General features: G+C 62.4%; 8 protein-coding genes. 6 read left to right on the top strand and 2 right to left on the bottom strand.

Features of this window, described 5'->3' with window-relative positions; genetic code table 11:
- Both VGH68_RS03415 and tssE read left to right on the top strand, forming a co-directional pair.
- Positions 1–1,694, top strand: a 1,694-nt coding sequence (locus VGH68_RS03415; protein ID WP_331602097.1) for an AAA family ATPase, incomplete at its 5' end; no start/stop codon positions are given.
- A gap of 13 nt (positions 1,695–1,707) precedes the next feature.
- On the top strand, positions 1,708–2,133 hold the full coding sequence (gene tssE, locus VGH68_RS03410) for a type VI secretion system baseplate subunit TssE (protein ID WP_331602096.1): 426 nt from the start codon (positions 1,708–1,710) through the stop codon (positions 2,131–2,133).
- A 301-nt stretch (positions 2,134–2,434) separates the two neighbouring features.
- Here tssE and VGH68_RS03405 read toward each other — a convergent pair whose 3' ends face one another.
- On the bottom strand, positions 2,435–3,187 hold the full coding sequence (locus VGH68_RS03405) for a peptidyl-prolyl cis-trans isomerase (RefSeq protein ID WP_331602095.1): 753 nt from the start codon (positions 3,185–3,187) through the stop codon (positions 2,435–2,437).
- A gap of 924 nt (positions 3,188–4,111) precedes the next feature.
- The gene (locus VGH68_RS03400; protein WP_331602094.1) at positions 4,112–4,351 is read right to left on the bottom strand and encodes a hypothetical protein; all 240 of its coding nucleotides are present in this window, start codon (positions 4,349–4,351) and stop codon (positions 4,112–4,114) included.
- Positions 4,352–4,451: 100 nt separating this feature from the next.
- On the opposite strand from VGH68_RS03400, the gene VGH68_RS03395 reads away from it, so the two are divergent.
- The 4 genes from VGH68_RS03395 to VGH68_RS03380 all read left to right on the top strand — a co-directional run bounded on the left by VGH68_RS03395 (position 4,452) and on the right by VGH68_RS03380 (position 7,692).
- Positions 4,452–5,744 carry a sodium:proton antiporter gene (locus VGH68_RS03395; protein WP_331602093.1) on the top strand — a complete coding sequence of 431 codons (1,293 nt, stop codon included), beginning with the start codon at positions 4,452–4,454 and terminating at the stop codon, positions 5,742–5,744.
- A 62-nt stretch (positions 5,745–5,806) separates the two neighbouring features.
- Complete coding sequence (locus VGH68_RS03390; RefSeq protein ID WP_331602092.1) at positions 5,807–6,178, top strand: hypothetical protein; 372 nt, start codon at positions 5,807–5,809, stop codon at positions 6,176–6,178.
- 428 nt (positions 6,179–6,606) lie between these two features.
- Positions 6,607–6,885 carry a DUF1488 family protein gene (locus VGH68_RS03385; protein WP_331602091.1) on the top strand — a complete coding sequence of 93 codons (279 nt, stop codon included), beginning with the start codon at positions 6,607–6,609 and terminating at the stop codon, positions 6,883–6,885.
- A 15-nt stretch (positions 6,886–6,900) separates the two neighbouring features.
- Positions 6,901–7,692 carry a phosphate/phosphite/phosphonate ABC transporter substrate-binding protein gene (locus tag VGH68_RS03380; RefSeq protein ID WP_331602090.1) on the top strand — a complete coding sequence of 264 codons (792 nt, stop codon included), beginning with the start codon at positions 6,901–6,903 and terminating at the stop codon, positions 7,690–7,692.
- Positions 7,693–7,900: the final 208 nt, after the last annotated feature.

Here is a 7,900-nt window from a genome sequence, read left to right as displayed (position 1 = left end):
GCGGCGAGCTGCGCACGATCGCGGCAACGACCTGGTCCGAATACAAGGAGTTTTTCGAGCGCGACGCCGCGCTCGAACGCCGCTTCCAGGTGATCCAGATCGACGAGCCGGACGACGACGCGGCCTGCCTGATGCTGCGCGGCCTGAAGAGCCGCTATGCGACCTACCACAACGTGCATATCCGCGACGAAGCGCTGATCGCCGCAGTCAAGTTATCGCGCCGCTACATCCCGGCCCGCCAGTTGCCGGACAAGGCCGTCGACCTGATCGACACAGCCGCCGCGCGTGTGCGCATGGGTCTCGAGGCGCCGCCCGCGGACCTGCAACGCGCGCGCGCGGCAGTCGCGGCACTGGAACTCGAACGCGCGACGCTCGAAGATGACAGCCGCGCCGGAATCGACGCTATCGGCGCTATCGACGCTATCGGCGCGCGTCGCGACGCGCTCGACGTCGCGCTCGCCACGGCCCACAGCGAACTCGGCGACCTGCAAGCGCGCTACGACGAGGAACTCGAACTCGTCCGGACCCTGCATCGACAACGCGACAGCGACCCCGCCCTACGCGACGCCGCCGCTCTCGGCGAAGCGCGCGATGCACTGCGGCGCGCTCAAGGCAAGACGCCGTTAATCTTCGCCGATGTCGACGCGCAGGCCGTTGCGCGGGTCGTCGCCGAATGGACCGGCATCCCGGTCGGCAGTCTCGTCGAAGACGAGCTGCAAAGCCTGCTCACGCTGGAAGCGCAGCTCGCCACACGTGTCGTCGCTCAGCACGATGCGCTCGCCGCGCTGTCGGAAAGCCTGCGCACCGCCAGGACCGGTCTCAAGAACGAACACGCGCCGCTCGGCGTGTTTCTGCTTGCCGGACCATCCGGTGTCGGCAAGACAGAAACGGCGCTCGCGCTTGCCGATCTGCTATTCGGGGGCCAAGCGGCGCTCACGACGATCAACATGTCGGAATACCAGGAGCCGCACACCGTCTCGCAACTGAAGGGCTCGCCGCCCGGCTACGTCGGCTACGGCCGGGGCGGCATTCTGACCGGAGCAGTGCGGCAAAGGCCCTACGGCGTGGTACTGCTCGACGAAGTGGAAAAGGCGCATCGCGACGTGCTCGACCTGTTCTACCAGGTGTTCGATCGCGGCATGATGCGCGACGGTGAAGGGCGCGAGATCGACTTCCGCAATTGCGTGATCCTGATGACCTCGAATCTCGGCAGCGCGCGCATCGACGACGCGACTGCGCAGAACCCGGCGATCTCAGACACAGAACTGCTCGGTGCGATTCATCCGGAACTCGTCGCGCATTTCCAGCCGGCGCTGCTTGCGCGCTTCCAGACGCTCGTGTATCGGCCGCTCGATGTGCTCGCGCTTGCATCGATCGTACGACTGAAGCTCGCGAGGGTCGCGGACCGTTTGCGTCGCCTGCACGATGTCGAGCTGAGCTGCGACGAATCATTGATCGATGCGATGGCCGAGTTGTGTCTCGCGCGCGAATCGGGCGCGCGCAACATCGACGCGTTCCTCAACCAGCGCATCTTGCCGACCGTATCGCGTGAGCTGCTTACGCGGATGGCGCGCGGCGCCGCGCCCGCCAAAATACTGCTGTCCAGTTCGCCGGAACGCAATCTGACGATCGAATTCGTCGATCGTCAACAGACTGTCGTCGAGCACGCGACGGCGGCGCCGGCCATCGCCTGACAGGAGTCGCATCATGCCTGCGGGACCCTCGCTCTATGACATGTTGCTCGGCCAGATCGGCGGCGAGTCGCTCGATGCGCACGACGATCGCACGCTCGAATGCCTCAGCGTGCAGCACAACGTGCAGCGCATCCTGAACGCGCGCGCGGGCGCGCTCAAGCATCTGCCCGACTACGGGCTGCCGGACATGACGAACATCTACAAGGCGCTGCCGTCGTCGGCCCACGCGCTGCGGCAGCAGATGGAGGCGACGCTGCTGAAGTATGAGCCGCGTATCCGCGCGATCGATATCGACATTCTTGAGAACGGAGACCCGGGTGTGCTCGTCAGTTTCGAAATGACGTGCCACTTGAAGAAGGCCGGGCTCGTGCGGTTCGGAACTTACTTCGAGCCGCCGGGACGGCTGTATTTGAGGCGAAGGATGCCGGAGCGGCAGTGATTCGGCGTGCACCGCGGGGAAACGTCGCTGCGATGCGCTCCGTTTAACGCTGAACAAGACCTGCGCGCAAGCGGCACTTGCAACGGTCACACGGAGCACGCGAATCCGCGTGCGGTACTTCAGACACGTCGGCAAAGCGTGCCATCTCCAGACCGGTCAATCGTGAGTTTATTCTCGCGCTCCAAAACGCAGATCCAGACGAAATAGAAAGTATTAGGAAAGAACCACCCGTTAGTGCCGCACGGAATGGCCGGGCACTGCGCAGCCGTCCGTGATCTGTTCAGCTCGATCGCTATTTTTTCTATTGCACGATCGTCGCGTCGTCGAGCAATGCAGTGGCGAATTGCGCACAGGCTTTGCGCAGTGCGAGATCCTCCAATTGGAGACGAATCGTGTCCTTCATTTGATCGAGCGTCGGCACCGGGCTCGCGCGTTTAGCGTCGAGCCTAACGATAACGCGAAGATCATTCACCGCGACCGGAACGAGAGCCGTGCCCCCGACCGGCAGTCTTTTCAACGCCAGCGCGACCGGCGGCGCCAGGCCACCCGCGTTGCCTTCTGACGTTGGCGCCTTGAAGTCCATCCAGTTCAGCAGGCCGCCGGCGCCCTTGCTCGGCGAAAGGCTGTATTGCCGGGCCAATGCCGCGAAATCGCCGCCGGCATCAAGTTGCGTCAGTACTTCTTTCGCGGTCGCCTCGCCGGCCACCTCGATGATGCGCGGCAAATATTCGTCGCTGTGCAGCGAGGCGACGATTTCGTCGTAGCGCGCGCTGATCTGCGCATCGCTCACGGGCTCCGGGTGAATGTGATCTTTTATGTAAAGGCGCGTTTCGAGTTCGACCCGCGCTGCGTCGACAGCCTGCCGCACTTCCGGCCTCGTGTCGTAATGGGCGGCTTCCGCGAGCTGACGCAATAGCTCGCGCGTGATCAGATCGTGTTTGAGCGCGCGCCGAAGTTCCTGCGTATGGGGTTGCCGGCTACCGCGAACCGCGTCGTCGAGTTGCGACTTCGAAATAGCAGTACCGTTGACGATCGCCACGAATCCGGGCGGCAAACCGCTCGTTGCTCGGTGCGTGAGTGCTGCATGATGTTGCGCCTGTGCGCTGCTTGTCATTAAGACGCTCAGCGTGACCGCCGCAAATGCCAGCGCACAGAGAACATAGCTGCCCGCGCTTGGTCGGGATCTTGCTGTTTTTATCGCCCGCGCTTTCACCGTCCGTTTCCTTCTGAAGGTAGGTGCTATCGCCGCCTCGACGACATTTTGACTCCGCTTTGGCCCGCTCCTGCTACCTGATCTTCCGCCGCATTTTTCAGCTTCGATGCGTGTACTTTAATCCGGCGAATCGCGGCAACTGTAAACCTTTGTGATCACATTCAATAAAAGTTAAATAGTTGCGCCAAACCGTTTAAAGCCAGGGTTGCAAGCGAATCAGCCGGTACCCAATCGACGCTACATTTGTTGACAGTTGGCCGCTTCAACTGTCGCTATAGTGGAAGCCGTCGATCACGGTCCGATCGATCTCCCCGGACAGGCGTTGCTGTCTGTCCTTCAGAAGCCTCGATTGCGCCCTTCGCTATCGAGGCTTATTTTTTTACGCACCGCGGATAGTTTGCGTTCCACGCCGCCCCGTCAGATGGTGATCCAAGTTGCCAGTGTGCCGACTGTCGCGTTCATCGTGCGCTTCGCTGTTCCACTTCATTGTTGTTTTGCAGATACCTGACGCACTGTAGCGATCGTGCAATGGCGCGGATGTAAAGAAAACTCAAAACTGTTGTTTTGCACGCAACTCATTGCCGGCAATGAGCAGCGCCCCCAGTGGACCGCAGCCGCTCGACCGAAAATCGCGCACGACGGAGAACGAGATCGAAACACCAGGCACTGAGAAGACCAGCACACTTGCCAGCGGCCGCGCGAACCGGAGCAATGCGCGGTGGCAAGCTGTTGCCAATTGCACTGTCCGCTAGTAGTCGAATGGTCTCAAAATAAAATTTCTTGAAATAAAAGAGATTCGGATATAAAACCTGAACCTGGAACTTGGCCTGCGCAACGCCGGTCCGAGTAAAGCCATTTCATTTCATGGCGATCCATGGTGAGCACCGTGCCCAGCGCGGCTCCCGCCATCCGTTCGTAGCGTGCGCCGGGAAAAGGCCTTGCTACGGTCCGACAAAAATCGCCGTGTCCGACTGCATCGACTGCCGCGTTGAATAAAGCGATCATCGCCTGGAACTGGGTTTCTTACCCGTCCACGCGAAGATATCGATCTTTTCCCAACTGAAGCAGCCGCGCCATTCCAGACGCCGTCTCGAATTAAATTACGATGAGCGTATTCCAGATCACAGGTGTGCTGTTCACCATCGTCGCGCTGTTCGGCGTCATCAACTACCGGTTCATCAAGCTGCCCGACACGCTCGGCATCACCGCGGTGGGGCTCGTCGTCTGCCTCGGCATTTCGGCGCTGGGTTTTTACTATCCCGCAATGGCGGTCGCCGCGCGCAAGATCGTCGTGCAAGTCGATTTCGCGGACATCGTGTTTCATGGCCTGCTCAGTCTGTTGCTGTTCGCCGGCGCGCTGCACGTCGATCTCTCGAAGATGCGCACACAGCGGCGCGCGGTGCTGATGCTTGCCACCGTCGGCGTGCTGATCTCGGTCGCGGTGGTCGGCTTAGGCTTTTTCTACGTCGCGCAATGGCTCGGCCATCCGATCAGTCTGCTCTGGTGTCTGACGTTCGGCGCGCTGATTTCGCCGACCGATCCAATCGCGGTGCTAAGCGTGCTCAAGCGCGCCTCGGCGCCGGAAAGCCTCAAAACCAAGATCACGGGCGAGTCGCTGTTCAACGACGGCACCGCCGTCGTCGCGTTCGTCACGCTGGTCGGGCTCGCGACTGGCGCGAACGACTTCTCGGTCAACGCGGTCGCGCTCGACCTGCTGCGCGAAGTCGCGGGCGCGCTGGTGCTCGGCGTAGCGCTCGGCTTCGGTGCCTCGCTGCTGCTGCGCGGCATCGACAGCTATCCGGTCGAGATTCTGATCACGCTCGCGCTCGCCACCGGTGGCTATAGTCTTGCCGAAATCCTGCACGTGTCGGCGCCGCTCGCGGTCGTCATCATCGGGCTCGTAATCGGCAGTCACGGCGCGCTGACCTCGATGTCGGAGAAGACCCGCGAGCATCTATTCAACTTCTGGGACCTGCTCGACGAACTGCTCAACCTGTTGCTGTTCGGCCTGATCGGGCTCGAGATCATCGCGCTGTCACTGCGCGTCCATATCGTCTGGCTCGGGCTCGCCGCGATTCCGGTCGTGCTGCTTGCGCGCGCCGTGAGCGTTGCGATCCCGTTGCTCGCGCTGCAGAACTTCCGGCGGCTTAATCCGCATTCGACAGTCGTGCTGACCTGGGGTGGGCTGCGCGGCGGCATTTCGATCGCACTCGCGTTGTCGCTGCCGGACTTCCACGGGCGCGAGATGTTGATTGGCGTCACGTACCTCGTGGTGGTATTCAGTCTGCTGATTCAGGCGACCACGTTGGGGCCGCTGATCCGGCGCCTCGATTTCGCCCGCGCTGAGGCAAAGTCCGCACCGCCGCCGCGCGGCACGGAAGTCGTGGCGAGGGAATGAGCGCGAACGAGTCGGGCTCCGGGTAGGAACGGCGGGAAGCTGGGCGATCAAGGGATCTAACGGTGCAAGTGGAGCTGGTCAACAACGGTCAGGCTGTTTGTCGTGCAAATCGCGCGGATCAACTTTCAGGACTTGCTGCTGTCAAACACACCACACCCGTCCAGCCCTTCCTCTCTCTGCGCGGGCCTACGCGCTTGCGCGCATCGTACGTGGTGCGGGCATCGTACGTGGTGCGCCTGGTGCGCCTGGTGCGCCTGGTGCGCCTGGTGCGCCCAAATTATGGTCTGCACGAAAGCCGTGTAGATCGTAAAGTGGATGCTCGCGCGCGGCTGATCAGGAGCAACGTCGGGCACGGAACTACCCGGGCAAGAGAAGCGTTTCATAAGCAGCAAAGTTGGTGGGACAACTTCAACCCACGTCTGAGACGGACGTGACGAAGCAAAAAACGCATTCATAAGCTGTGCACGGACGGAAATGTAAAGTCGTTCGGGGCTGACGTTGGGGCCTGGGCAGTCCACGTGTTACTTCTGGAGTCGATTTAAGCATCTTCCGAACAAGGTCAGGCCGCTCACTCGGGCCATCATTATGGCTCTGTCCGAAAACCTTTCGAGCGCATATTCAAGTCATTGCCGGCGCGCCGCTGCGGCCGCGACCGGCTTTGCTCCGGCCACAGTCCGCACCGTGGTCCTGGCCCCGGCTCTACGCGAGCGTTCCCGGCCAGCTTCGGGCGTCCTTTCAGCCAGTGACCGGTCTGCCGTGCGAACCGCGGCGCCGGGCATTTTGCCGTGAATGCCGGTTCTCCAACATACCCGGCAGGCGCGGTTTGTCATCCTGTCGATTCGGGCGTCCGAAGGAGTTCGCCATGTCGGTCTATGTCGATGAAGGGTTCAGGCCCTGTGTGACGGAATGCGCGACCGTCGCGTTCCGCGTGTGCTGTGACGATCGCGCGCAGATTTTCGAGGTGAGTGCGGAAGCACTGGTGGCTTTCTGTGGCGCGGCGAGCAATCGCAAGGAGGACCTGCTGGTCGCGTTCGAGGACGCGCAGGACGAAATCCTGTCGGTTGCCGCGCAAAAATGGAAGTTCGTGCCGACTGAATCGGTGCGACTCGGGCTCGACGACTTCAAACTGGTCAGACATTAGCCATAATCGCGTGCAATGACCTGGATCGCCGCCTTGCCGATGTACAACGTGACACCCGCGCTCGACCTCGAGTGGCGCGAGTGGCTCGACGACGTGCTGCGCCGGGTCACACCGGCGTGCCGCATCGTCGAACCGGACGAGGAATTGCACGGCTTCTGGCGGCGCCCGAACCTGCTGATGTCGCAAACCTGCGGCTATCCGCTGATGCGCGGACTGCACGAGCAGGTCCAACTGGTTGCGACACCCTGCTTCGATGCGCCGGGCTGCGACGGCGCTCATTATTCGAGCGTGCTGATCACGCGCGCCGACGCGCAGTTCGACACACTCGCGTCCTGCCGGGGCGCACGCGCCGCCTACAACCAGGACGATTCAAACAGCGGTATGAATGCATTTCGTCACGCGGTCGCACCGCTCGCGCGCGCCGGCATGTTCTTCGGCACGGTCGCGCGCACCGGCTCGCATCTCGGCTCGCTGCGCGCGGTCGCCGACGATCGAGCGGACATCGCCGCAATCGACTGTGTGACGTTCGCTTTCGTGCGCGATGTGTTACCGGGGCTGGCGGCGCGCGTTCGCGCGATCGGCATGACCGCCGCGTCGCCGGGTTTGCCGTTGATCGCGGCAGCCAACGTGCCCTCGGCCACGATCGACGCGTTGCGCGACGCTTTGACCGAAACGCTGACGGTCCGGCCGGAGCGCGCCCGGCGTCTACGCTTAATGGGTTTTTCGACGCTGCCGCTCGCCGCCTACGCGCGCATCCGCCAGTTGGAAACCGAAGCGCGCAACGCCGGCTATGCGCGCCTGGCCTGATGTGTCCACCTACTGGGCCGGCCCGATGTTCCGGCCTGACCGTCCGGCCTGATTTTCCGGCTTACCTTCCCGCCTGATTTCTGCGCCCGATGTTCCCGCCTGACCCTCCCGCCTGATCTTCCCGCCGGACCCTCCCGCCTGATCTTCCCGCCTGATCTTCCCGCCTGATCTCCCCGCCTGATCTCCCCGCCTGATCTCCCCGCCTGAT

Source organism: Paraburkholderia sp. (genome assembly GCF_036488505.1).
GTDB lineage: Bacteria > Pseudomonadota > Gammaproteobacteria > Burkholderiales > Burkholderiaceae > Paraburkholderia.
Note: the sequence above shows the minus strand (reverse complement) of the source record. Positions and strands in the feature narration are given on the sequence as shown.